At 36.4% G+C, this 25,904-nt stretch carries 27 protein-coding genes, 3 riboswitches and 1 other annotated feature; of the genes, 24 read left to right on the plus strand and 3 right to left on the minus strand.

Annotated elements, in window-relative coordinates; genetic code table 11:
- The first annotated feature begins 10 nt into the window (after positions 1-10).
- From hisD to J4P91_RS01410, 10 genes are all read left to right on the plus strand, one after another.
- Positions 11-1,300 (plus strand): histidinol dehydrogenase, encoded by a 1,290-nt coding sequence (gene hisD / locus J4P91_RS01365; protein WP_017152614.1) that lies wholly within the window; start codon positions 11-13, stop codon positions 1,298-1,300.
- Entirely contained in the window at positions 1,300-1,884 is a 585-nt protein-coding gene (hisB, locus tag J4P91_RS01370) for an imidazoleglycerol-phosphate dehydratase HisB (protein WP_207992666.1), read from the plus strand. The genes hisD and hisB overlap by 1 nt, the downstream gene beginning before the upstream one ends.
- Positions 1,885-2,514 (plus strand): imidazole glycerol phosphate synthase subunit HisH, encoded by a 630-nt coding sequence (hisH, locus tag J4P91_RS01375; RefSeq protein ID WP_017152612.1) that lies wholly within the window; start codon positions 1,885-1,887, stop codon positions 2,512-2,514.
- The gene (gene hisA, locus J4P91_RS01380) at positions 2,487-3,206 is read left to right on the plus strand and encodes a 1-(5-phosphoribosyl)-5-[(5-phosphoribosylamino)methylideneamino]imidazole-4-carboxamide isomerase (RefSeq protein ID WP_017152611.1); all 720 of its coding nucleotides are present in this window, start codon (positions 2,487-2,489) and stop codon (positions 3,204-3,206) included. Before hisH ends, hisA begins: the two co-directional genes overlap by 28 nt.
- The gene (gene hisF / locus J4P91_RS01385) at positions 3,200-3,958 is read left to right on the plus strand and encodes an imidazole glycerol phosphate synthase subunit HisF (protein ID WP_207992667.1); all 759 of its coding nucleotides are present in this window, start codon (positions 3,200-3,202) and stop codon (positions 3,956-3,958) included. Before hisA ends, hisF begins: the two co-directional genes overlap by 7 nt.
- Entirely contained in the window at positions 3,955-4,260 is a 306-nt protein-coding gene (gene hisI / locus J4P91_RS01390) for a phosphoribosyl-AMP cyclohydrolase (RefSeq protein ID WP_017152609.1), read from the plus strand. The genes hisF and hisI overlap by 4 nt, the downstream gene beginning before the upstream one ends.
- A gap of 14 nt (positions 4,261-4,274) precedes the next feature.
- Positions 4,275-4,598 carry a phosphoribosyl-ATP diphosphatase gene (gene hisE, locus J4P91_RS01395; RefSeq protein WP_017152608.1) on the plus strand — a complete coding sequence of 108 codons (324 nt, stop codon included), beginning with the start codon at positions 4,275-4,277 and terminating at the stop codon, positions 4,596-4,598.
- Between the two features lie 12 nt (positions 4,599-4,610).
- On the plus strand, positions 4,611-5,633 hold the full coding sequence (locus J4P91_RS01400; RefSeq protein ID WP_207992668.1) for a histidinol phosphate phosphatase domain-containing protein: 1,023 nt from the start codon (positions 4,611-4,613) through the stop codon (positions 5,631-5,633).
- A gap of 69 nt (positions 5,634-5,702) precedes the next feature.
- On the plus strand, positions 5,703-5,867 hold the full coding sequence (locus J4P91_RS01405; protein WP_017152606.1) for a DUF4025 domain-containing protein: 165 nt from the start codon (positions 5,703-5,705) through the stop codon (positions 5,865-5,867).
- A gap of 149 nt (positions 5,868-6,016) precedes the next feature.
- Positions 6,017-6,988 carry an NAD(P)-dependent oxidoreductase gene (locus tag J4P91_RS01410; RefSeq protein ID WP_207992669.1) on the plus strand — a complete coding sequence of 324 codons (972 nt, stop codon included), beginning with the start codon at positions 6,017-6,019 and terminating at the stop codon, positions 6,986-6,988.
- A gap of 31 nt (positions 6,989-7,019) precedes the next feature.
- Here the strand turns inward: J4P91_RS01410 and pssA are convergent, their stop codons facing one another.
- Positions 7,020-7,727, minus strand: coding sequence for a CDP-diacylglycerol--serine O-phosphatidyltransferase (gene pssA, locus J4P91_RS01415; RefSeq protein WP_026049256.1), 708 nt, complete (start codon positions 7,725-7,727; stop codon positions 7,020-7,022).
- Positions 7,728-8,350: 623 nt separating this feature from the next.
- Positions 8,351-10,237 (minus strand): LTA synthase family protein, encoded by a 1,887-nt coding sequence (locus J4P91_RS01420; RefSeq protein ID WP_207992670.1) that lies wholly within the window; start codon positions 10,235-10,237, stop codon positions 8,351-8,353.
- Positions 10,238-10,444: 207 nt separating this feature from the next.
- On the opposite strand from J4P91_RS01420, the gene J4P91_RS01425 reads away from it, so the two are divergent.
- The 12 genes from J4P91_RS01425 to J4P91_RS01480 all read left to right on the plus strand — a co-directional run bounded on the left by J4P91_RS01425 (position 10,445) and on the right by J4P91_RS01480 (position 21,879).
- Positions 10,445-10,840 carry a DUF3888 domain-containing protein gene (locus tag J4P91_RS01425; protein WP_017152602.1) on the plus strand — a complete coding sequence of 132 codons (396 nt, stop codon included), beginning with the start codon at positions 10,445-10,447 and terminating at the stop codon, positions 10,838-10,840.
- Between the two features lie 88 nt (positions 10,841-10,928).
- Positions 10,929-11,111: riboswitch (Lysine riboswitch) on the plus strand.
- A gap of 182 nt (positions 11,112-11,293) precedes the next feature.
- Positions 11,294-12,610 (plus strand): diaminopimelate decarboxylase, encoded by a 1,317-nt coding sequence (gene lysA, locus J4P91_RS01430; protein ID WP_017152601.1) that lies wholly within the window; start codon positions 11,294-11,296, stop codon positions 12,608-12,610.
- Positions 12,611-12,724: 114 nt separating this feature from the next.
- A riboswitch (SAM riboswitch) is annotated at positions 12,725-12,832 on the plus strand.
- A gap of 69 nt (positions 12,833-12,901) precedes the next feature.
- Positions 12,902-13,045, plus strand: a complete 144-nt coding sequence (locus J4P91_RS01435; protein WP_003196202.1) for a YezD family protein — start codon at positions 12,902-12,904, stop codon at positions 13,043-13,045.
- Positions 13,046-13,129: 84 nt separating this feature from the next.
- On the plus strand, positions 13,130-13,834 hold the full coding sequence (locus J4P91_RS01440) for a phosphoadenylyl-sulfate reductase (RefSeq protein ID WP_207992671.1): 705 nt from the start codon (positions 13,130-13,132) through the stop codon (positions 13,832-13,834).
- Between the two features lie 45 nt (positions 13,835-13,879).
- Complete coding sequence (gene sat / locus J4P91_RS01445; protein WP_017152599.1) at positions 13,880-15,016, plus strand: sulfate adenylyltransferase; 1,137 nt, start codon at positions 13,880-13,882, stop codon at positions 15,014-15,016.
- 12 nt (positions 15,017-15,028) lie between these two features.
- Complete coding sequence (gene cysC, locus J4P91_RS01450) at positions 15,029-15,622, plus strand: adenylyl-sulfate kinase (protein WP_207992672.1); 594 nt, start codon at positions 15,029-15,031, stop codon at positions 15,620-15,622.
- An 11-nt stretch (positions 15,623-15,633) separates the two neighbouring features.
- Positions 15,634-17,256 carry a nitrite/sulfite reductase gene (locus J4P91_RS01455; protein ID WP_017152597.1) on the plus strand — a complete coding sequence of 541 codons (1,623 nt, stop codon included), beginning with the start codon at positions 15,634-15,636 and terminating at the stop codon, positions 17,254-17,256.
- Positions 17,257-17,267: 11 nt separating this feature from the next.
- Positions 17,268-17,480: a DUF3906 family protein gene (locus tag J4P91_RS01460; RefSeq protein ID WP_017152596.1), complete on the plus strand. Its 213-nt coding sequence runs from the start codon at positions 17,268-17,270 to the stop codon at positions 17,478-17,480.
- A 221-nt stretch (positions 17,481-17,701) separates the two neighbouring features.
- Positions 17,702-18,478: a uroporphyrinogen-III C-methyltransferase gene (cobA, locus tag J4P91_RS01465; protein ID WP_207992673.1), complete on the plus strand. Its 777-nt coding sequence runs from the start codon at positions 17,702-17,704 to the stop codon at positions 18,476-18,478.
- A gap of 1 nt (position 18,479) precedes the next feature.
- On the plus strand, positions 18,480-19,232 hold the full coding sequence (locus J4P91_RS01470) for a sirohydrochlorin chelatase (protein ID WP_017152594.1): 753 nt from the start codon (positions 18,480-18,482) through the stop codon (positions 19,230-19,232).
- Complete coding sequence (locus J4P91_RS01475) at positions 19,207-19,824, plus strand: NAD(P)-binding protein (protein ID WP_207992674.1); 618 nt, start codon at positions 19,207-19,209, stop codon at positions 19,822-19,824. Before J4P91_RS01470 ends, J4P91_RS01475 begins: the two co-directional genes overlap by 26 nt.
- Before the next feature lie 337 nt (positions 19,825-20,161).
- Positions 20,162-20,409, plus strand: a binding site (T-box leader).
- 111 nt (positions 20,410-20,520) lie between these two features.
- Positions 20,521-21,879, plus strand: coding sequence for a sodium-dependent transporter (locus J4P91_RS01480; RefSeq protein WP_207992675.1), 1,359 nt, complete (start codon positions 20,521-20,523; stop codon positions 21,877-21,879).
- 197 nt (positions 21,880-22,076) lie between these two features.
- Here J4P91_RS01480 and J4P91_RS01485 read toward each other — a convergent pair whose 3' ends face one another.
- Positions 22,077-23,369 carry a murein hydrolase activator EnvC family protein gene (locus J4P91_RS01485; RefSeq protein WP_017152591.1) on the minus strand — a complete coding sequence of 431 codons (1,293 nt, stop codon included), beginning with the start codon at positions 23,367-23,369 and terminating at the stop codon, positions 22,077-22,079.
- A 420-nt stretch (positions 23,370-23,789) separates the two neighbouring features.
- On the opposite strand from J4P91_RS01485, the gene gltP reads away from it, so the two are divergent.
- A complete protein-coding gene (gene gltP / locus J4P91_RS01490) occupies positions 23,790-25,061 on the plus strand; it encodes a glutamate/aspartate:proton symporter GltP (RefSeq protein ID WP_017152590.1) in 1,272 nt (423 codons plus the stop codon).
- Positions 25,062-25,123: 62 nt separating this feature from the next.
- A complete protein-coding gene (locus J4P91_RS01495; protein WP_207992676.1) occupies positions 25,124-25,648 on the plus strand; it encodes a ribonuclease FAU-1 family protein in 525 nt (174 codons plus the stop codon).
- 145 nt (positions 25,649-25,793) lie between these two features.
- A riboswitch (SAM riboswitch) is annotated at positions 25,794-25,899 on the plus strand.
- Positions 25,900-25,904 lie beyond the last annotated feature (5 nt).

The raw sequence follows: 25,904 nt of genomic DNA on the forward strand, positions 1-25,904 counted from the left end.
GGGGATTATGATGGAGGTTATTTATAAGGACTATATGGAAGCGCTGAAGAAAATAAAGAAGCTAAGAGAACAGGCTAATATAATAGAAGAAACTGTGCAGTTACGTGTAAGAAAAATTGTTGAACAAGTGAGAAAAAGAAAAGACGAAGCACTAATTTCTTATACAAAGACTTTTGATGGTGTCGCAGTAACAAAGTTTCGTATTACAAAAGAAGAAATTGAACAAGCAAGTAAATATGTAGATTTTTCATTTCTAGAAGCATTGCAAGAAGCAAAGAAAAATATCATCTCATACCATGAAAAACAAAAAAGACAATCCTTTTTAGATTGTGAAAATGAAGGTGTGATTCGTGGTCAACTGATTAGACCATTGCAAACAGTTGGGGTATATGTACCAGGAGGAACGGCATCTTATCCATCATCTGTATTGATGAATGTATTACCTGCCAAAATTGCCGGCGTTCAGAAAATTATTATGGTTACACCACCAGGAAAAGAGGGGATAGATCCGCATATTTTAGTAGCGGCTGAAATTGCTGGTGTAGATGAAATTTATACAGTAGGCGGAGCGCAAGGGATTGCAGCATTGGCATTTGGGACGGAATCGATTCCGAAAGTTGATAAAATTGTTGGTCCTGGGAATATATATGTGGCTTTTGCAAAACGGGAAGTATTCGGAGCTGTTCATATCGATATGATTGCTGGACCATCTGAAATCGTTGTAATTGCTGACAAAACTGGGAATGCGTCTTTTATTGCAGCAGACCTATTATCTCAAGCTGAGCATGATGTGAGAGCAACAGCAATTTGTATTACAACTTGTGTAGACCTTGCTAACGAGATAGAAAGAGAGATACAGCAACAACTTCGGGCATTACCGAGAAGTGAAATAGCTCGTGAATCGATAGAAAGAAACGGAGCAATTCTAGTCGTTCCTTCGCTAGAGCAGGCGTTTCAATTGTCGAATGAGATAGCGCCGGAGCATTTAGAGTTACACATAAATGAACCGATGACTGCCTTAGGCTATATTAAGCATGCAGGTTCAATTTTTATTGGCCCATATGCTCCAGAACCGCTCGGGGATTATTTTGCAGGCCCCAATCATGTATTGCCAACAAGTGGAACAGCACGTTTCTTTTCGCCGTTATCAGTAGATGATTTTGTGAAAAAATCAAGTTTTGTATCGTATACGAAGGAAGCGCTACAAAACGTTCAGCATCATATTACAACGCTCGCGGATAAAGAAGGATTACATGCACATGCAAGAGCGATTCAAATTCGGTTTGAGGAGGAGAAATAATGCGTGAGGCAAATCAAGAGCGAGGAACGACAGAAACAAAAATTAAACTGAGTTTACAACTAGATGAAAGTACAAACGTTTCGATTCAAACGGGTGTTGGTTTCTTTGATCATATGCTAACTTTGTTTGCAAAGCATGGGCGATTTGGTTTGCAAATTGAAGCGGAAGGTGATGTGTTTGTTGACGCTCATCATACTGTTGAAGATGTTGGTATTGTACTTGGAAATTGTTTGAAAGAAGCATTGCAAAATAAAGAGGGAATTAACCGCTATGGAGCGGCATATGTACCAATGGATGAGGCCTTAGGTTTTGTAGCAGTTGATATAAGCGGAAGATCTTATCTTGTCTTTCAAGGTGAATTGAAAAATCCTAAGTTAGGAGATTTTGATACTGAACTGACAGAGGAGTTTTTCAGAGCGGTTGCCCATGCTGCGAATATAACACTACATGCTCGCATTTTATATGGAAGTAATACCCACCACAAAATTGAAGCGATATTTAAAGCATTTGGACGTGCACTGCGCGAAGCAGTAGACAAAAATGACAAAATTGTTGGTGTAAACTCTACGAAAGGAATGTTGTAATTGATTGCGATTGTAGATTATGGAATGGGGAATATTCGCAGTGTTGAACAAGCATTAACACGTATTAGAGCTAAGCATATTGTAACCGATGATAAAGAGAGAATATTACAAAGTCACGGTGTGATTTTACCAGGAGTTGGAGCTTTTCCAAAAGCAATGATTGCCTTGCAGGAAAAAGGTCTTGTTTCAGTGATTCAAGAAATTGGAGCGCAAGAGAAACCACTTCTTGGAATTTGTTTAGGGATGCAACTTTTATTTGAAGAAAGTGAAGAAATTGAGAGAACAAAAGGGATAGGTTTGTTACCAGGAGTGATCCGAAAGCTGGAAGTTCCTTATAAAATACCGCATATGGGCTGGAATCAATTAAAGAAGAAGCGAGAAATTGAATTGTGGAATAAAGTAGAAGATGGTTCATTTGTGTATTACGTTCATTCCTATTATGCAGATTGTCCAAGTGAGGTTGTATGTGGAAGTAGTGACTATGAAATTGATATTCCAGGATTTGTTGCGAAAGGAAATATATTTGGAGCGCAGTTTCATCCTGAAAAAAGTGGTGATATCGGGATACAAATATTAAGGAATTTTAAAGGAGTGGTAGAATCATGGAAATCTTCCCAGCTATCGATTTAAAACAAGGACGATGTGTTAGGCTTTATCAAGGAGAATTTCAAAAGGAAACGGTTATGAATGAAAACCCAGTCGCTCAAGCGTTATTGTTTGAAAAGTTCGGAGCAAGAATGTTACACATTGTTGATTTAGATGGAGCTGTTGCTGGGCAATCTGTAAATTTATCTGTAATTGAAGACATATGTAAAGCTGTTCGTGTTCCAGTCCAAGTGGGAGGTGGAGTGCGGTCTCTTGCATCAATTGAAATGTTATTGTCGGTAGGAGTAGAAAAAGTTATTTTAGGAACGGCTGCATTGTATGATCGTCCTTTTTTAGAAGAAGCGGTTCGTTTATATGGGGAAAACATTATCGTTGGTATTGATGCGAAAAACGGTTACGTTGCCACAAGAGGTTGGTTAGATGTGTCTGAAATTTCTTATATTGACCTTGCGAAGGAAATGGAAAGTGTCGGTGTGAAAGCTATCGTTTTTACAGACATTGCAAAAGACGGTACGTTAGAGGGACCGAACTTTGAGCAATTGCAATTACTACAGAAGGCGGTAGCAATCCGTATTGTTGCTTCGGGCGGAGTATGTTCATTGCAAGATGTAAAGAAGTTGAATGATATGAATGTATACGGTGTAATCATTGGTAAGGCGTTATATGAAAAAACAATTAATTTAGAAGATGCATTGCAGGTGACGAAGATATGTTAACGAAGCGAATCATTCCTTGTTTAGACGTGAGAGCAGGTCGTGTTGTAAAGGGTGTGAATTTTGTGGGATTACAAGATGTCGGAGACCCTGTTGAAATAGCTGCTTTGTACAATAAAGCAGGTGCAGATGAAATTGTTTTTTTAGATATTACAGCGACGCATGAAGGTAGAAAAACAATTGTGGATGTTGTAGAGAGGGCGGCGTCAAAAGTGTTTATTCCACTTACAGTTGGAGGGGGGATTTCAACTGTCCAAGATATGTATACTTTGCTAAGAGCAGGCGCAGATAAAGTTTCGCTGAACTCAGCTGCGGTGCGAAATCCAAAGTTAATTGGGGAAGGTGCCGAACATTTTGGTTCGCAATGTATTGTGGTAGCGATGGATGCAAGGAAAGTAAAAGAAAATAAATGGAATATATATGTAAATGGTGGACGGATTGATACAGGTATCGATGCTGTACAGTGGGCAAAACAGGTGGAACAGTTAGGAGCAGGCGAAATTTTACTTACAAGTATGGATGCAGATGGAACAAAGGATGGTTATGATCTTAGTTTGACAGAAAAAATTTCTAAAACGGTTTCGGTTCCAGTAATTGCCTCAGGAGGGTGTGGAAGTGCCGAGCATATTGTAGAAGTATTTCAAAAAACGTCAGCAAATGCCGCTCTAGCAGCATCTATTTTTCATTACGGTGAATCTACTGTGCAAGAAGTAAAGCGAAAATTACGAGGAGCCAAAATTGAGGTGAGATTATGACGCCAGATTTTTCAAAAGGACTGTTGCCAGCTATTGTGGTGGAAGAAGGAACAAAAGAAATTTTAATGTTAGCTTATATGAATGAAGAAGCATATGAAAAGACGTTAGAAACGAAAAAAACATGGTTTTATTCACGCTCTCGGCAAGCGTTATGGAATAAAGGAGAAACGTCCGGGCACATGCAGTATGTTCAATCTCTTTATTTAGATTGTGATCAAGATTCAATTGTAATTATTGTGAAGCAAGTAGGGCCAGCTTGTCACACAGGTGAGAAATCATGCTTTCATTATAAAATCATATAAGGGGGACCTTGAGAATGGAAGATGTACTGAAGTCTTTATATGAAACTATCGGGCAGCGTAAAGAAAATCCAATTTCGGAATCATATACAAATTATTTGTTTACAAAAGGTGAAGATAAGATTTTAAAAAAAATAGGGGAAGAGTGTACAGAAGTCGTCATCGCTGCAAAAAATGATAATAAAGAAGAGCTTATAAAAGAGATGGTCGATGTTATTTATCACTGCTTTGTTTTACTGGCTGCAAAAAATATTCCATTAGAAGATGTGTTAGAAGAAATGAAAGAGAGACAAGGGAAGCTCTCAAAAATAGGAGAGCGTAAAAAAATTGATACGTTATAAGGGGGAGAAACTATGAAAGTGGATTATCACCTTCATTTAGAGGAAGGCCCGTATTCAATACGATGGTTGGCGAGAATAAATGAAGCGCTAGAATATTATCAACCGCTCAAAGAGAAAAAGAATTCCATTGAATGGCTCATGAAAACACAAGAACGCTTGCAAAAAAGAGTGCAGGAAGGGCCATTTACAGTAGAGTGGATTGATTTCTATTTAGAAGAAGCGCTGCGAAAAGGAATAAAAGAAGTCGGTATTGTTGATCATCTCTATCGCTTTTATGAGGCAAAGGAGTATTACGAGAAATATGTAGATATTAGTGAATCAAAGCTCGGGCGTTTGCAGAAAGAATGGTTAGATCAAGTACGGGTAGCATCGATTTACGATTATACAAAGGCGATCCAAGAGGCAAAGGAGCGCTGGAGAAAACGAGGAGTAGTACTGCGTCTCGGGATTGAGGCTGATTATTTTATTGGTGGCGAGCGAGAGCTAGAAAATTTATTGGCATTAGGAGATTGGGATTACGTGATTGGTTCTGTCCATTTTATTAATGGCTGGGGATTTGATAACCCTGATACGAAAGAATATTTTGAAAATCATGAGTTACATGCATTATATGATACGTTTTTTGCGACAGTCGAAAAAGCAATTCGTTCCAGGGTATTTGATATTGTAGCTCATCTTGATAATATAAAAGTGTTTAATTATCGATTAGATGAAAATGTGCAGGTTCCATATTATGAAAGAATTGCTAAGGTATTACTAGAAACAAATACAGCAACGGAGGTAAATGCTGGGTTATATTATCGTTATCCTGTTCGAGAAATGTGTCCAAGTCCGCTTTATTTACAAGTTTTAGCAAAGCATAAAGTACCAATCACTCTTTCATCAGATGCTCATTATCCAAATGATTTAGGAAATTATGTCGAGGAAAATGTGAAAACATTACGTAATCATGGTATCTCTCATGTAGCTACATTTGAAAAACGGGTGAGGAAGATGCAGTTGCTTGAAAAAGAATCAACAACTGTTTCAAATTGAAAAATGATTTTGTGATGAAAACCTTTCTTTTTGCTCAAAATAAGAAAGAATGATAAAGGAGGGTTTTAAATGGCAAAACAAAATAACAAACAGAACATGAAAGTGACGAATCAAAGTTATACTTCTCAAACAAACGAGGAAGTCAACTCTGTAATCCAAGAACAAATTAGTGATACGGTAGCAGAAGGAACGATTGATGCAAAGCTTGGAAAACAATCTAGTGAAGAACAATAAGGAAAAGGGAGATCTCCATCTCCCTTTTTCTTATGAGAAAAAGTGTCAGTTTTCAGAACTGTAATCAAATTCCTTGGCTTTTTTAACTTAGATTTCTTACAATATAATATAAGGAAATTCCTATTTTTTAATAGAAGAGGTGCTTAGTAATGGCAAAAGTATTAGTAGCAGGAAACATTCCAAAAATCGGATTACAGTTATTACAAAATCATGAAATAGAAATGTATGACAAAGAAGAATTAATTAGTAGCGAAGAATTAGCAAAACGTGTGAAGGATAAAGATGCACTGCTAAGCTTACTTTCTACAAAGGTAACAAAAGAGGTAATTGATGCAGCACCTAATTTGGAAGTCATTGCTAATTATGGTGCGGGTTACGATAACATCGATTACATGTATGCAGCAGAAAAAGGAATTACAGTTACAAATACACCGAAAGTTTCAACAGAAGCAACGGCAGAATTAACATTTGCTCTTCTTTTAGCTGCGGCAAGACGAATTCCAGAAGGAGATACATTATGTCGTACAGTGGGATTTAATGGCTGGGCACCACTCTTTTTCCTTGGTCGAGAAGTATATGGAAAGACAATTGGAATTATCGGTCTTGGGGAAATTGGAAAAGCAGTTGCCAAACGTGCAAAAGCATTTGGAATGAATATTATTTACACAGGTCCAAATCGTAAGCTAGAGGCAGAAAACGAATTGGAAGCAACGTATGTAACGTTAGAAGAACTGTTACAAACAGCAGATTTTGTTACGATTAACTGTGCGTATAATCCAAGTCTCCATCATATGATTGATGAAGAACAATTTAAAATGATGAAGAAAACAGCATATATTGTAAATGCAGCGCGTGGTCCAATTATGAATGAACTAGCGCTTGCTCATGCGTTAGAGACAAATGAAATTGAAGGGGCGGCTCTTGATGTATTTGAGTTTGAACCGAAAATTACAGAGAGATTAAAGGGATTGAAAAATGTTGTCCTTACTCCGCATGTTGGAAATGCAACGTTTGAAACACGTGATGCCATGGCTGAAATGGCAGTACGTAACATTTTAGCTGTGTTAGAAGGAAAAGAAGCATTAGCGCCTGTGAATCAAAAGGAATTAGTTACAAAATAAAGAGACACCTTCCGGCTTGGAAGGTGTCTCTTTATTTTTCTTTATTTGCTCGTTTTTTATGAGAAGGTCTTTGCCTAATAAATTGAGATAACATATACAAAATATAAAGTGGGATGGCAATGAACAGAAATACTGAAATATTGCCAAAGCTTGTTTTATACATTGTATAAATAATTCCGATTAAAAAGAGTGTAACAATAATACTGTATCGTGGAATTGGTACATCTTTTAAACTTGGGATACGAATACGACTTACCATTAAAAATGCAAACGTTACAAATACCGTAATGAGGACAATTTTTGGAATGGTATGTGAAAATAGTGTTAAGAAGGCAACGAGTCCTCCTGCTGCAGTAATAGGAACACCAGTGAAATACTTCATAGAAGTAGATGAAGGCGTTACATTGAAGCGCGCTAAGCGATATGCTCCGAACAGAGGGAATAGTCCTGCTATGTATAGTCCGATAATTCCATAATTGGAAAAGGAAGTGTAGTACATTAAAACTGCAGGCGCAGCTCCAAATGTTACAACATCTGCTAGTGAATCAAGTTCTTTCCCCATTTGTGAATCAACACGCAATAAACGAGCTAGCCGGCCATCAAGACTATCTAACATCATCCCGATTAGTACTAAAATAGCAGCTGGTTTATAATACCCTAAAGATGCATAGCCGATTGATAAAAATCCACTGTATAAATTTCCGAGCGTAAATAAGTTTGGAATTGCTGCTCTATACAAAATCTGATCCCTTGCTTTCTGTAATAAATTCTTAATTAGTGTATGAAAGTTTACTTTTTTTATCATAACATAAATTTCTTTCCACGTACGAAAAAATTCCCATTTCATGAAAGATTTCACGAATAGTTTATCCAGTGCTTAGCTTCTTTATTTCTATTGGACCTTTGAAGTGAGAAGCTGTATAAATCCATTTTGATTTTTCATCATCTAAGCTGCGGCTATGAATAACAAAAGGTGGCCTGCACTCGCCTTCTCTCTTTGTTTTCACTTGGCGTGGGGCAGGAAAAGGAGCTGATCGCTTCTATACATGGTCGGATACTCTCTCCCACCTAAAAAGAAAGGGTTTCTATCAGTTTTTTGATTTTTAACATATAAAAATCACTGCTATGACAACAAAAACAGATCTCCGCTCATTTTCTCCCTTTGTTTTCATTCGGCATGGGGCTAAAAAAGGAGCTGACCGCTTCTATGCATGGCCGGATGCGCTCTCCCACATAAAGATTGGGTTTTATGTCAGTTTTTAAATTTGTATTCATATAATAAAGTTACCATGTTTATGAAATGGTAAAGATTTAGCTAAGAAAGAAGCACCCTCAAATTGTTATCCGAGGGTGCTTTTAAGGTTATTCAAATTTAGTTATCATTGTTCCCGTTTTGTATTTATTGTTAGGATCAAATCGTAATAAATCTCCATAGATAAGTTTATCAGAATAATTTAATTCTGTTTTCGCTTTTTCAATATACGGCTGGCAAATCGTTGAATCAATCAGTTCACCTGTGCTTTTTTTATAGCACATATTTTTTGTATAAACATAATCGTTTGTTACGAAACTACCATCACGCATAATCATAAGTGTTTGTTCATTTTTGGTAAATAAATCAGTACCAAATTCAATAGATTGGTTTGTTTTGATACCAAGTAAATGAAGTAATGTTGGTTTTATATCGATTTGTCCAGATACTTTTGAAATGACTTTTCCTTCTTGACCAGGAACGTGAATAATAAGTGGTACACGTTGCAACTGCATCGAATCAAATGGAGTTATGGATTCCTTACCGAGAAATTGTGCCATAGCAGCATTATGATTTTCAGAAATTCCGTAATGATCTCCGTAAATAACAATAACTGAATTATCGTATAAACCCTCTTCTTTTAATCGATTGATAAATAGTTTAAGAGCTTCATCTGTATAACGAACGGTTGGGAAATAACGATTTAGTACACCGCTCTCAGAATTATACTCACTAATATATTGATCTTCTGGATTTAAAAGAAACGGGAAATGATTTGTTAATGTAATAAATTTTGTATAAAACGGTTTTGGTAAAGATTTAAGTTTTGAGATCGATTGTTCAAAGAACTCTTTATCTTTTAACCCCCAACCAACAGACATTTGTTCTGTTCCTATATAATCATTTAGGTTAAAGTAACGATCGTATCCGAGTGCTGGATACATGATATCCCGATTCCAAAAGGTTTTATCATTCGAATGAAAGACGGCGGAATAGTATCCATATTTTTTTAACAACTCAGGAGTTGCTGTGTATTCATTGTTTGTATGTGTAAAGAATACAGAGCCACGGTCTAATGGATATAATGAATTTTCTACAATAAATTCAGCATCGGATGTTTTTCCTTGTCCAGTTTGATGATAAAAGTTATCGAAGTAATAACTATCTTTTATAAACTGATTTAAAAATGGAGTAATTTCTTTTCCATTGATTTTTTTGTTGATAACAAAATTTTGTGTTGATTCCATTGAAATTAGAATGACATTTTTTCCTTTTGCAACTCCAAATAAGCTTTTATCAGCTTGTGTATCTTTTGAATTCACGTAGTTCTTAATTTCAGAAAAACCGTCTCCACTTGCGAATACACGCTCTGCAGAAGATTTAGATTGAAGTGTAATGTCAAATAGATGATACGTGTATAAACCTAGATTTTTCACAACGGTTTGACGATCAAAAGAACGTGAAAACAATTGTGGCTTATGAACGACCGAAACAATAATTTGTAATGCTAATAGAGCTGTTATACCACCAAAAAAGCTCCGTTTTTCAGAACGAGATAGTGGCGTGTTATCACAAAAGTTTGGGAACTTACGTGAAATAAACATTAGAATAATTGCATCCGCAAATAGAAGTAATGTTTTGTACGTAAATAGTTCTTTAATACTTGTTCCTAAATCAGCCATGTTATTGGTTTGGAATAGAACAGGGAATGTGACAAAGTCATTATAAAACCCATAAAACATCGCGTTTCCAAATAAAATAAATGACAGTAAAAAGCTGATTCCAATAATAATTTGATTTCGATATTTTGATGCTAATAAAGCTAGACCAAAAAATAAAAGCAATGAAGCAATTGGATTAAACAATAGCATCATTTCTTCGAAGAAGCTATCAATTTTAATATCAAAGGCTAGCTTGTACACAATATATGTTTTTATCCATAATAAAACGACTGCAACAAGTGCAAATCGTAATTTTGGAAACAAATGTTGTAGCATAATATACTCCTCTCCTACTATAAGTGACGGTTCTAGTGATTGTATTTCTAATGATAGAAGTTTCACTTTATATATACGAACAGTCGTTTATCTTTATGTACTATTATACGAAAACAAAACAGAATTGTGGATGATTTTTATAAGAATTGGTTAGAAAAAAAGAAAACGGAGACAATAACCATATCGCATTTTGATACGGAGGTTATGATGAAAAAGTTATTTTGTTTCATATGTAGTGGTTTTTTATTCTTTTCCACTCCTACAGTTTTTACTGCACAATATGATGCGCCGTTATTAGAAGATGCTCTTTATTCCGTTTTGTTTCCACAAATAAATGTAGCGATTCAGAAGCATTATGGGAAACAAAAACCGTATGAATGTCCGAAGATTGTTAGTTTAAAAAAATTGTATAGTGGTACATATTTATTTCAAGCTGTAATTGAAGTGACGAAATATGAAGCAGGCATAGGTGGGAAAGTGCTTCCGCCATTTGAAAAAATAAAAATTACGTTTGATAATGATGAAGGAGAATGGACTGTGAAAAAAATAGATATAAAGCGCTTGCCAAATGATACGAAATTAAATTGTAAAAAAACAATGTGAAAAATTGTTTGACAAATAATTTATTCGTTTGGTATTGTTAATACCAACATAAGATGTTTGAAAATTAAATAGACTTACCTCATCTACTCTCAAAGGTAGAGGCCGCGATAGGAAAGAGTAAGCTATGGGAGATTTAGTGGAATCCGTGATCATAGATTGAAAGGGACTATTGCCGAAATATAAGAGTGACCACGTCATTCATATATTGGGACTACATTGAATAAATGTAGTACTGTCATAAGATTTTATTTTATGGAGAGCTATTTGGAGATGTTGATGCGGTTTCTTATTTGAGAAGATAACAACTCGTTTATTTTTTCATGATACATTATTCCTAATAAGAAACGCGTGTGAACATTGTTCCGCGCGTTTTTTGTTTATCTAAAAACGCGCTGCAATGAATAGAAGAAGATTGGGGTTATGAGTTTTAGAGGAAATAAGGGAGGAATTCAAATGTATTTACACGGCACAAGCCGAATCAATGAGCAAGGACACTTAGAAATTGGAGGCTGCGATACAACGCAGCTAGCTAAACAATATGGAACACCACTTTACGTATACGATGAAGCTTCTATTCGGGAGAAATGTCGCGCATTTCATCGTGCTTTCCAGGAAAGTGGGTTCTCTTACCAAGTAGCGTATGCAAGTAAAGCGTTCTTGTGCATGGAGATGTGCCGAGTAGCTCGTGAAGAAAATATGTCTTTAGATGTTGTTTCTGGAGGCGAATTGTACACTGCTTTGCAAGCTGGTTTTCCTGCATCACGCATTCATTTTCATGGTAATAATAAAACGGAAGAAGAGATTATAATGGCGCTGCAAGCAGATATTGGCTGCTTTGTGGTAGATAATTTCTTTGAAATGGAAATATTACATGACTTAGCACAGCAGTATGGAAAAATTGTAAATATATTAATCCGAGTTACACCTGGAGTAGAAGCGCATACACATGAATATATTACAACAGGGCAAGATGATTCGAAATTCGGTTTTGGAGTTTCTACCGGCCAGGCAATGCAGGCGATTCAAATAGCGTTAGAGAAATCAAATTATAATGTGTTAGGTATTCATTCACATATTGGATCACAAATTTTTGAAACAGCAGGATTTGTTCGGGCGATCGAAGTATTGCATAACTTTTTAGAAGAGATAAGAGAACAGACTGGTTATGTTGTAACAGTGTTAAACGTCGGCGGAGGTTTTGGAATTCGCTATACGGAAGCAGATACACCACTTACACTTGAAACATATGTGCATGCTGTAACCGAGGCAGTGAGAGACCAATTTACACGAAATAATTATCCTCTTCCAGAAATATGGATTGAACCAGGGCGTAGTATTGTTGGGGATGCAGGAACAACAATTTATACAGTGGGAGCTGTAAAAGATATTCCGGGTATTCGTAAATATGTGTCAGTCGATGGGGGAATGACAGATAATTTAAGACCAGCTTTATATGGAGCGCGTTATGAGGCAATGTTAGCAAATCGAGGAAAAGAAGAGGCTGAAGAAGTTGTTTCGATTGCTGGAAAGTGTTGTGAGAGTGGGGATATGCTTATTTGGGATATAAAACTGCCGCAAGTTGCTTCAGCAGATTTGTTAGCGATCTCTTGTACCGGAGCATATGGATATTCTATGGCGAATAATTACAATCGTATTCGCAGACCGGCTGTAGTATTTGCAAAAGGTGGAACATCACAAGTGGTTGTTGAACGAGAAACATATGAAAACATAATTGGGAACGATCGCATACGTATAAAAGAGCTTGTATAATGCTAAAAGGAGTTGTTCAAATGGAGCAACTCCTTTTAAAAAAATAAAAAATATAAAATATATCGGAAAACTAGGATTGAAAAAAATCAGAATTATGATAAAATACAAATACAAAGCTTATCAAGAGAAGCGGAGGGAACTGGCCCTACGAAGCTCAGCAACCTGCTTATAGAAGCAAGGTGCTAAGTCCAGCAAAATGGCATCCATTTTGAAAGATAAGGTAAATATATTACCGAACAGTCTTTTCGAAATGGAAAAGATTTTTTTTATGAATAAAAAGGGGGGCTGTTCGTGGGAGTGCGTGGACATTTTGACGAAGTAGCTGAGAAAATTCAAACGATGCTTGCGGATATGAAATATGGTTCTATTACAATTGTTGTGCAAGATGGAAAAGTGATTCAGCTTGAGAAAAGTGAAAAAGTACGCTTAAAGTAAAAAGCGCTGACTAGAAAAACTAGAGGCGGTTTTAATCTATTTTATTAGATTAAAACCGTCTTTTTGCGTTACAGGGGGAAAAACATGCTGACGTATGAAATGTGGAAAGAGGATTTCGTTTCTTTTTCTGAGGAAGATGAAACAAAAGGAGCGTTACAAGTATTAGAGTGGGCCTATAAACATTATGAGAGTGAAATTGTATATGCATGTAGCTTTGGTGTAGAGGGAATGGTTTTGTTACATCTTATAAACCAAGTAAATCCATCTGCGAAAGTTGTATTTTTAGATACAAACGTTCATTTTCAAGAAACATACGATTTAATTAAACGAGTGCGCGAAAGGTTTCCGGATCTCGAAATTATTGAAAAGCAACCATCGCTTACGCTTGAAGAGCAAGCAAAAAAGCATGGCGATAAGCTGTGGGAGCATAATCCAAACCTCTGTTGTAAATTAAGAAAAATTTTACCGCTTGAAGAATCTTTATTGAATGGAAAAGCGTGGATATCAGGGCTAAGAAGGGAACAATCTGAAACGCGGAAACATACAAGGTTTATCAATCAAGACCATCGCTTCAAATCTATTAAAATTTGTCCACTTATTCATTGGACGTGGAAGGAAGTATGGCGTTACGTATATAAGCATGGTTTACCTTACAATCCATTGCACGACGTCGGTTACCCAAGTATAGGGTGTGAAAAATGTACGTTGCCTGTGGGAGAAGGTGGAGATTCAAGAGACGGACGATGGGCTGGAAAGATGAAAACGGAATGTGGCCTTCATTTTCAATAAGGTCATGATTGATTTTAAATATATGTGAAAGAGGCGTACAGGAAGATGAATGAAACAAATGAATTAGTAAATCGTGTTGATGAAACATGTGAAACAAAAGGTATTGCAAAAGAAATTGAATTGGACAAAATTTCTTTAAGTGACTTAGAGCTTCTTGCAACAGGTGGTTATAGCCCACTTACTGGCTTTTTAAAGGAGAAAGATTATCAATCTGTTATAGAAAAAATGCGTTTAGTAAGCGGTGATGTATGGAGTATACCTATTACACTACCAATAACCGAGGAGCAGGCAGAACAACTTCAAATTGGTGAAGAGGTTCGTCTTGTCAAAGAAGGAATCACGTATGGTGTTATTCAAATAGAAGATATTTTTACACCGGATAAGGAAAAGGAAGCATTGCTTGTTTATAAAACGGCTGATACTGTCCATCCAGGTGTGAAAAAGTTATATGACAGGCCAAATATTTATGTTGGGGGAACAATTACGCTTGTGAAGCGTTTTGAAAATGATAAGTTTGATTCTTATCATTTAGATCCAAGTGAAACACGTGCCGAATTTGCGAAACGTGGCTGGAAAACAGTGGTAGGGTTTCAAACGAGAAATCCTGTTCATCGTGCGCATGAATATATTCAAAAGTCTGCACTGGAAATTGTAGATGGCTTATTTTTAAATCCGCTCGTTGGTGAAACGAAATCAGATGATATTCCGGCTGATGTACGTATGGAAAGTTATGAAGTGCTTTTGAAAAATTATTATCCAAGTGATCGTGTCTTTTTAAGTGTTTTTCCAGCAGCAATGCGTTATGCGGGGCCACGTGAAGCGATATTTCACGCGCTGGTTAGAAAAAACTTTGGCTGTACACACTTCATCGTGGGACGTGATCATGCTGGGGTAGGTAATTATTACGGTACGTACGAAGCACAAGAGATTTTTACGAATTTTACAGTAGAAGAGTTAGGGATTACACCACTCTTCTTTGAGCATAGTTTTTACTGTACAAAATGTGAAGCGATGGCTTCTACGAAAACATGTCCGCATGGTAAAGAAGAGCATGTTATTTTATCAGGGACGAAAGTAAGAGAAATGTTGCGAAATGGAGAAATTCCACCAAGTGAATTTAGCCGTAAAGAAGTTGTAGAAATATTAATTCGTGGTTTACAAAAAGAAGTCGTTACAAAATAAGGAGAGAGTAGGATGGACGTAAATATAACTTGGCATACAGCATCTGTTTCAAAAGAGGAAAGACGAAAGAAAAGTGGTCACCACAGTTTTGTACTTTGGTTCACAGGATTATCAGCTTCTGGAAAATCAACAGTAGCAAATGCGGTTGCCCGAAAATTGTTCGAAAAAAATATTGGGAATTATGTACTAGATGGCGATAATATTCGTCATGGTTTAAATAAAGATTTAGGATTTTCCGAAAGTGATCGGACAGAAAATATTCGCCGGATTGGTGAAGTGGCGAAGTTATTTGTAGATCAAGGGACAATTGTACTAACAGCATTTATTTCTCCATTTCGAGTGGATCGCCAACAAGTAAGAGATATTCTCGAAAAAAATGAATTTATCGAAGTGTTTGTAAAGTGTCCAATAGAAGAATGTGAGAAACGTGATCCAAAAGGACTTTATAAAAAAGCGAGACAAGGCGATATTAAGCAATTTACCGGTATTGATTCGCCATATGAAAAACCTGTAGAGGCAGAAGTAGTGGTAGAAACACATATTTATTCAATCGAACAATGTGCAGAACAAATTATCGGTTACTTACAAGAGCGTAGCTTTATATAGGGGGAATAAAAATGAGTTATGAAAAAGTGTGGGCAAACAATGAAAAGTTAAATGCTACAGAGAAGAAGAAATTAGAAAAAGATGGATTGGAAATCTTTAAAGCGATTCCGTATTATGCTGAAAATGGATTTGATTCTATTCCGAAAGAAGAGTGGGATTCCTTTAAATGGGCGGGGTTATATTTACAGCGCCCAAAAGAAGCAGGGTACTTTATGATGCGCGTTAATATTCCTTCTGGTATTTTAACGAATGAACAAGTGGAGGTATTGGCTTCGATTGCGGAAGATTATGGTCGTGATGTTCTTGATATTACTACAAGACAGGCGATTCAATTCCATTGGCTTGAAATTGGTCAAATACCAGATATTTTTAACCGCTTAGAAAAAGTAGGATTATCAACAGCCGGAGCTTGTGGTGATATTACAAGAAATATTATTGGGAACCCTCTCGCTGGTATTGATGGTGATGAATTATTTGATACAGCACCAATTGTAAAAGAGGTATATGAGTTCTTCCAACATAATGACGAATTTTCGAATTTGCCTCGAAAGTTTAAAATGTCAATTAGCACAAACGTATATAATGCAGCAAATGCTGAAATTAACTGTGCTGCCTTTACTCCGGCTACAAAAGAGATTGATGGAAAAACCGTGGAAGGATTTCATCTGCGAGTAGGCGGTGGATTATCTGCCCGTCCGTATTTAGCGCAGGAGTTAGATTTATTTATTCTTCCTGAGCAAGTGAAGTCGGTAGCAATTGCAATAGCTACAGTTTTCCGTGATTTCGGATATCGTGAAAAGCGACATTTAGCACGTTTGAAATTTTTAGTTGCCGATTGGGGTGCGGAAAAATTTAAAGAAAAATTATTAGAATATACAGAGCCTTTACATGATAAAGGAAAGGATGCTTTGAAAGGATGGAATGCGGGTTATTTCTACGGTGTTCATAAGCAAAAACAAGGTGATTTATCATATGTGGGCTTTAATGTACCGGTTGGGCGTTTACACTCTGAAGAGTTCTTTGAAATTGCTAGAATTGCGAAACAGTATGGGAATGGTGAAATTCGCACATGTAACTCACAAAACTTCATTATTCCGAATGTTCCGGAAGAAAATATAGAAGGGCTGTTAAAAGAGCCTTTATTTGAAACTATTTCTGCAAGTCCAAAATCTTTTATAGGATATGCAGTATCATGCACAGGTATTGAGTATTGTAACCTTGCATTAGTAGAAACAAAAGAAAGGCTACGTAATATTGCAGATTATTTAGATACACAGCTTGTTCTAGATGTTCCCGTTCGCATTCATATGGTAGGATGTCCAAATTCATGTGGACAAAGACAAATTGCGGACATTGGTTTGCAAGGAGTGAAATTAAAAACGAAAGAAAAAGGAATTGTTGAAGCGTTTGAAATTTATGTAGGTGGTACGTTATTAGATGGTGGTGTCTATAACCAAAAATTAAAAGGGAAAATTGATGGGGAAGATCTTCCGAATGTTCTTGTATCGTTTTTAACATACTTTAAAGAGCAGAAACTGCCAGCTGAAACATTTTATGAGTTTGTAGAACGCGTTGGAGTAGAAGATTTACAAGCAGCATTGAATCATATTTTAGAAGAAGTGATTGCATCTTAGGAGGGAGCAATATGGATTTGTATCGTTTTGAAGCAGTATTGGCAAATGATGTTGTTCCTGTAGTAGTTGTTGCACAAAGTGAGGAACAGGCATTTAGACTTGTTGAGGTAGAATTAGAGAAGTATTTTTTACCGCTGCCAGAAGTGAAGGAAATCTCTCTATATGAAAAAAAGAAGATTCGAAAAGGTGCAGCATTTGTCATTCATGAGCAGGAAACGTTGTAATACAAAATGACACTGATTTGAATAGAAACTTCCATTCGTAATAGGAATGGAAGTTTCACTTTACCCCGCACTAACGGGCAGTAATAACCTCAATTTAAGGTTTTAGGAAATCAAAGAAGCTAACTGCCCGTTAGTGCCCGATTTGTAGGGCTAGCCATCAGTGGGGGATGAAACTTCTCACTGATGGAAGTTTCACTTTATAGTAGAAATGAGGAGAGATGATGGGAAAGGTGTATATTGTTGGGGCAGGACCGGGAGATCCAGATTTAATTTCTGTAAAAGGAGTAAAGTGTATCGAGCGGGCGGATGTTATTTTATATGATCGACTTGTAAATAAAGAATTACTTTCTTATGCAAAGCCAGATGCTGACTTAATATATTGTGGGAAATTGCCAAACTATCATACGATGAAACAAGAAACCATTCACGCCTTTCTTGTTAAATATGCAAAGAAAGGAAAAATCGTAACGCGATTAAAAGGCGGGGATCCATTTGTATTCGGAAGAGGTGGTGAAGAAGCAGAAGCGTTAGCGAAGCATGGTATTCCGTTTGAAATTGTGCCTGGCATTACAGCAGGGATAGCTGCTTCGGCATATGCGGGTATTCCTGTAACACACCGAGATGCGAGCGCAAGTTTTGCTGTTGTGACAGGGCACCGAAAAGATGGTGCTGAAGAAGAAGTGAAGTGGGAAAACTTAGCGAAAGGTGTCGACACGCTTGCTGTTTATATGGGAGTAAGTAATCTTCCTTATATATGTGAACAGCTTTTGAAACATGGAAAAGGGGAAGATACGCCAGTTGCTATTGTAGAATGGGGAACTACATCATCTCAGCGAACCATTACAGGAACGCTAGGGACAATTGTAACGATTGCTGAAAAAGCGCAGATCCAAAATCCGAGTATGATTGTAATCGGGGAAGTTGTTCGTTTTCGTGAAAAAATCCATTGGTTTGAACAACAGGCTGACATTACGTATCCAGTAAGCGGAGTGTTATAAAATGAAAGCTGTGTTATATATATGTCATGGAAGTAGGCTGAAAGAGGCAAAAGAAGAAGCGATAGGTTTTGTTTCTTCTTGTATGAACCGTGTATCAGCTCCTATTCAAGAACTGTGTTTTTTAGAGTTAGCACAGCCTGTTATTTCAGAAGGATTTGTTAATTGCGTAAGAAGAGGAGCAACAGAAATTGTCGTTGTTCCTGTCTTTTTATTAGCAGCAGGGCATGTGAAAGAAGATATCCCAAATGAATTAAAAAAAATGCAAAATAAATTTCCTTACATTGCAATTACTTACGGAAATCCGTTTGGTGTTTCGGAATCACTTGTATCGGCTACGTATGAGGGAAGTGGCATTAAAGAGTATGAAAGTGAAGTGACTTTATTGCTAGTTGCAAGGGGGAGTAGTGATCCTGAGACGTTACAAGATATGAAGCGTATTGCTTCTCTGTTTGAAAAAGAGGAGAAAGTTAGAAAGGTAGAAGTATGTTATTTAGCCGCAGCAGAGCCTCGATTTGAGGGGGAATTAAAAGAAATTGTAGAACGAAATGAGGAGAATGTTGTCATTCTGCCTTATTTATTATTTACGGGTCTATTAATGAAACATATTGAGAAGGAAGTGCGTGGATACCATTCTACAAATATATATGTAAGTCCTTATTTAGGGAAAAATCGTATGTTTCAAGAGATGCTAATTCAGAGAACGGAAGAAATATTAAGGGGAGATGAGTGTGTATCCACTTACAGTACGAATTGAAAAGAAACGTGTTGTTGTCATTGGTGGTGGAAAAGTGGCATCATTTAAAATCGCTCCTTTACTAAAAGCAGGGGCAAATGTAGTTGTAGTGAGTCGTGCATTAGATGCGAGCTTAGTAAAACTTGTAGAATCGAAACATATTCGTTGGTTTCAAAAAGACTATGAAAAAGGTGATCTAGAAGGCGCGTTTTTAGTAGTAGCAGCTACAAGTGATGCAATATTAAATGAACATATTGCACAAGATGCGGCAGTAAACCAGCTTGTTAATGTAATTACTAACCCCGAAAGCGGAAATGTTCATTTTCCGGCAGCTATTCACCGAGGGAGGCTCAATGTTGCCGTTTCTACTGGAGGTGCAAGTCCAAAACTTGCGAAAAAAATTCGGGATGATATTGCGGCGAAATACGATGAGGTGTATGAAGATTACCTTGATTTTTTATATGAAGTGAGAATGAAAGTGAAGAAATTGTCTCTAGAAAAAAGAAGGCAGAATATTTTATTACAAGAAGTGTTGAAGCTTGAATATATTCAAAATCAGCAAAAAAGGGAAAGGTTTTTACAAGAGTTAGATGAAAGGCTATGTGTAGAATAGAATACACGTATTGCTGAAAATATAAATAAAAAAACGAGATAAACCTTTCTTTTTAGGTGGAAGAGAGTATCCGATCATGCGTAGAAGCGTGCCCCATGCCAAGTAAAAACAAAGTGAGCAAACGAGAACAGGCAATCTTTTGGTTTTCATAGCAGCGATTTATATGTGGGGAAATTAAAATGGATTTATCCCGCAAAAGCTCGATTAATGAGGGTTTTTCATCAGTGGGGATGAAGAACATCTCACTGATAGAAGTTTCACTTTATATAGCTGGATAAATTAAATTCTTCTTTACAAATATAATAATCTACTCTATAATCACAAGTAACTTCAATAGATGAAATCGATGAGCAAGAAGAGTACGTATATTTGATGCGTTCAGAGAGCTGGGGTAAGGTGTGAGCCCGGTACGATAAAATATACAGAATGGGCTTGCGAGAGGTATGCTGAACAGATTAGTAGGCAACCCGGGTTCCGCCGTTACAAGGATAGGGTATCGGAATTTTTCCTGTACCTGAACAAGTGGGATTTTTTAATCCAATCGAGGTGGTACCACGGTATTCTATTACATATATCGTCCTCTACATGCATAGTAGCGTGTAGGGGACTTTTTTATTTTCTAAAGGAGGTGGGCGAGTATGAAATGAAAGTGTATAATTGAGAAAAATAAAAATATTCAGAAAAGGAGAAATTACGATGAAAGAAACACAGCAATGGACGTCGAAAATTGGTTTTGTACTCGCAGCAGCCGGAGCCGCAGTAGGACTTGGAGCAATATGGAAGTTTCCATACGTTGCAGGTAATGGAGGGGGAGGAGCATTTTTCCTAGTCTTCCTATTATTAACGTTATTTATTGGTATGCCTCTTCTTTTAGCGGAGTTTGTTATTGGTCGTAGTACACAAAAAGAAGCGGTTACGGCATATAAATTGTTAGTACCAAATAGTAAATTATATCCATGGATTGGTCGTATGGGAGTTGTCACTTGTTTTAGTGTATTATCCTTTTATAGTGTTGTCGGTGGATGGATTTTATTATATTTATATTATAGTGTGACAGGAAACTTTTGGAGTGGGGCAGTTGAATATGGAAAATTGTTCGAACAAACAATTTCGAATCCTGCTAGCGCAGTAGGTGCTCAGTTAATCTTTATGCTTTGTACGATTTTTGTTGTAAGTAAAGGTGTAGAAAAAGGAATCGAAAAGGCAAGTAAGTATATGATGCCGCTATTATTTATTTTGTTTATTGCTATTATTATTCGTGCTCTTACGCTTGACGGTGCTTGGGCTGGTGTAGAGTTTTTCTTAAAACCGGATTTTTCAAAGCTAACAGCCGATACGATTTTATATGCAATGGGACAATCTTTCTTTTCACTAACAGTAGGTGCTTCGGTAATGGTGACATACAGCTCGTACTTAAAGAAAGAAGAGCATTTAGCAAAATCAGCAACATCAATTGTGAGTTTAACGGTTTTTATTACAGTGCTTGCGGGACTAGCCATTTTCCCGGCAATCTTCGCATTAGGGGTTAAACCAACAGAAGGGCCTGGTTTATTATTCATTGTTCTTCCGGCTGTATTTGCGAAAATACCATTCGGACAATTTTTCTTTATTATGTTTTTAATTTTATTCTTCTTTGCAACGTTAACTTCCGCAATTTCGATGCTTGAAATTGTTGTGGCATCTGTAGCGAAAGATAATGAGAAAAAACGTCCTTCAGCATCATTTATCATTGGATTACTCATTTTTGTGGTTGGAATTCCATCTGCACTATCATTTGGTATTATGAGTGATGTAAAAGTCTTTGGAAAAACATTTTTTGACTTAGTGGATTTTGCGGTAAGTAATGTATTGCTGCCGTTAGGAGTACTAGCGATTTCATTGTTTGTACCGAATAAAATGAGTAAAGATTTATTAATGAAGGAATTAGAAGTTACAGAAACAAAAGGGAAAACATTATTTAACTTATGGTTTTTCTTACTACGTTATATTATTCCAGTAACGGTAGTGATTGTATTTTTAAATGCAATTGGCGTATTTAAAATGTTTATAAAATGAGCGGGGAATCTTTCCCGCTTTTTAATTTGATTTTTAGTTTTGTAGTTTTTATTCATTTTAATCGTTAAGTAAATGGTATGTTTTAGGGTATATAAAAATAATAAATAATGACGGACGGGACAATATAACTCCATCTAGATTATTTATATTATGTATTATTTATATAAAAAACTCGGCATGTGCCGAGTTTTTTATCGTTAAATATAAGGAGCTGGATCTACTGCGTTTGTTTTACCTACATTCCATTCACCAATATGAATTTCAAAATGTAAATGTTGACCAGTAGATTGTCCAGTGTTTCCCATGAAACCTAATTGTTGTCCTTGTTTTACAGTTTGTCCGACAGATACAGAGCGGCTGCTCATATGAGCGTATACTGTTGTATATGTTTTGCCGTTCATACGATGTGATAAATAGACAACATTTCCATAACTAGATGACATATCAGATCGAATTACAACACCATCAGCAGCTGCTGCAATTGGTACTGTACCAGAAGCTGCGATATCTAAACCAGCGTGGTGACCTCGTGAAGGGTCGTTAAATCCTGAACTGAATCTTCCGGCTGCTGGTTTTATAAAGCCACTTTTATTTGTATCGTGTGGTGTTGGAGCAGCTTGTACATCTTCCTTAGCAGAAGCGGCTTGTGAAGCCTGTTTTTGTGCTTCCTCAGCTTTACGAGCTTCCTCTGCCTTTCGTGCTTCTTCAGCTTTACGAGCTTCTTCTGCTCGTTTTTCTTCCTCAATTGCTTTTTGAACAGCTTGGCGTTGATTTTCTAAAATGCTTTTAGATTCTTCTAGACCTTCAATTTCAGAATCTACTTTTGATACTTTGGCGTGTAAATCGCTAATAAGTGCTTGTTGTTCTTGTTGATTTTTTTGAAGCTCTTGTTGTTTTTGCTCCAACTTTTGCTTTGATTCGTTCAGTTGTTGTTCTTTCTTTTCAACAGCTTCTTTTTCTGTTGTTACAGTTTCTTGATCGGTTGTTTGTTTTTTTACAATTTCTGTATCGTTGTTTAAAATCAAGCTAACGGAATACATATTATCTACAAGATCCGCGAAATTGTTTGAGTTCATCAATACTTCAGTTATGATATTTGTTCTTGGTTTTTCTTGCATGGATTGTAGTCGTTGTTTAATGACATCTTGACGGGTGTCAATATTTGTTTGCAATTGCTCGATACGTTTCTTTTTCTCGGCAATTGTTTGTTGTGTTTTACTAATTTCTGTTTCTATATCGTTTAAATCAGCTTCATTCTTATTAATAGAAGCTGTTAAATCATCAATCTTTTTTTGTAAGTCTTGTATTTCTTTTTCTATCTGTTCTTTTTCTGCCGACTTGTCCTGTAATTCTTGTTGGTTGCCCTCTAATTCGGACTGAATATTAGACAATTTATCTTGACTTGTTTCCGCATATGCAGGTGATTGCAACGGAGAAACAAAAATAGTGCCTGCTGCTAAGACGCTGAAAGCTACAAATTTCTTTTTCATAATAGTGGTCTAGCTCCTTTCCCTATGATGTATATATCATAATTGGAAGAATACTGTCTATTGTTGTAATCATAATGTAAAGAAAGTTTTATAAATGTACTATGAATTGTCGGAAATGAGGTAATTTCTGTATATTATGTCGTTTGATATGATAGAAATAATGTAAAGAGAATATTGATAAACACTTTAAGGAATCGTTCTCATGTTAGGTTTTCTGACATGGGTTTTGTTCTTGTCAAGAAAAATATTTGCGTTCACGCAAACTTATTTTGTTGTCAGATTTCATTTTTTGATTTATCATTTTTAACAGGGACAAATGTAGTGAATTGTCGAATAATATGTAATACTCTTAATTTCTTGGCTTTATAGAAAGACAGAAAAATAGAGTTAAAGCATTTAAGAAGGGGGTTGCAGCAAGTTATGAAGAGAATTGGACTTGCATGGCAAATTTTAATAGGTCTTGCGCTTGGTATTACAGTTGGGGCGATTTTTTATGGTAATGACGCAGTTGCAGGATACTTACAACCAATTGGTGATATTTTCATTCGATTAATTAAAATGATCGTAGTACCAATTGTCGTAGCGAGCATCGTTGTTGGTGTTGCTGGCGTTGGTGATGTGAAAAAGCTAGGACGACTAGGCGGAAAGACAATTATTTATTTTGAAATTATTACAACAATTGCAATTGTTGTTGGTCTACTGGTAGCGAATATTTTCCAACCAGGAAAAGGCGTAAATATGGATGAATTAACAAAGACAGATATTTCAAAATATACTCAAACGACAGAACAAGTACAGAGTCACTCTTTTGCAGATACATTTGTAAACATTGTTCCGACGAATATTATGAAATCATTAGCTGATGGTGATATGCTTGCTATCATTTTCTTCTCTGTACTATTTGGTTTAGGGATTGCAGCAATCGGTGAAAGAGGAAGACCAGTTCTTCAATTTTTCCAAGGCGTAGCTGATGCAATGTTTTACGTAACGAACCAAGTTATGAAATTTGCACCGTTCGGTGTATTTGCTTTAATTGGTGTTACAGTTTCTACATTTGGTCTATCTTCATTAATTCCATTAGGGAAATTATTAATTGTCGTATATGGAGCAATGATCTTCTTTGTTGTAGTTGTACTAGGACTTACGGCGAAAATATTCGGAATCAACATTTTCCAATTCTTCAAAATTTTAAAAGACGAGCTGATTTTAGCGTATTCTACTGCGAGCTCAGAAACGGTTTTACCGAAAATTATGGAGAAGATGGAGAAATTCGGTTGTCCGAAAGCAATTACATCTTTCGTTATTCCAACAGGTTACTCGTTTAACTTAGATGGATCGACACTATATCAAGCAATTGCAGCAATTTTCTTAGCGCAAATGTACGGTATTGATTTATCCATTACACAGCAAATTACATTATTGCTTGTATTAATGGTTACATCTAAAGGGATTGCGGGTGTACCAGGAGTATCGTTCGTTGTATTATTAGCAACGCTTGGTACAGTAGGTATTCCAGCAGAAGGTTTAGCATTTATTGCAGGTATTGACCGAATTCTAGATATGGCACGTACAGCAGTTAACGTTGTAGGTAACTCTTTAGCAGCTGTTGTTATGTCTAAGTGGGAAGGTCAATATGACGCTGAAAAAGGACAAGCTTATTTAAAAGAGATTTCCAATAAACAAGCAGCATAATTATAATTTGAAAAGCTCTCACATAATATGTGAGAGCTTTTCTGTATAGGGGAGGAGAAGTTATGAAACGTAAGTACGGTAACGGTTCTTCTTGGGAGCGATTAATAGAGAAGACGTATACGGTGAAGAGCATAGAAGAAGGCATGTTAGGCATATTGCATATACTGAAAGTGAAAGAGCCTAGTTATAAAGGGTATAACGATAGAGAACTTTGTATTGTAAACGATGGATATACGTGGGTGCAATATTTTATAAATGATAAAAACTTTGCCATTACAGCTATGTTAGATGAGCAGAAGAATTTGGTACAATATTATATCGATGTGGCGAAAGAATATAAAGTAGATGAGCGTGGTCTGCCGTATTTTGATGATTTATATTTAGATGTAGTAACATTACCGAACGGTGAGATTTATCTATTAGATGAAGAGGAATTAGGAGAAGCGTATAGGACTGAGGATGTTTCTAAGGAAGAATATGATTTAGCTTGGCGTACGGCAGAATGGATTATTACAACAATCAAAAGAAGAGAGTTTTACTGGTTTGCAATTTTAGAAACAGAAATTCAAAAATTAAAAGGAAACTAGTTCTCTTTAAAATGATTGATACATTCGCGTTTTTGTATAAATATCAAAAAATACCAAAAAAAATTATACAAATAATAATTGACTTTTGTTTTGTAAGCGAGTAAAGTTAGGAAAGAAATTATTATTAAAAATAAAATATGAAACCTTCTTATAAAGAGAGGCGGAGGGACTGGCCCTACGATGCCTCGGCAGCGGACTCGATTTCAGAGTGCTGTGCCAAATCCAGCAAGCATGTGCTTGAAAGATGAGAAGAGTG

It is taken from the genome of Bacillus sp. XF8, from assembly GCF_017498755.1.
Classification (GTDB): domain Bacteria; phylum Bacillota; class Bacilli; order Bacillales; family Bacillaceae_G; genus Bacillus_A; species Bacillus_A bingmayongensis.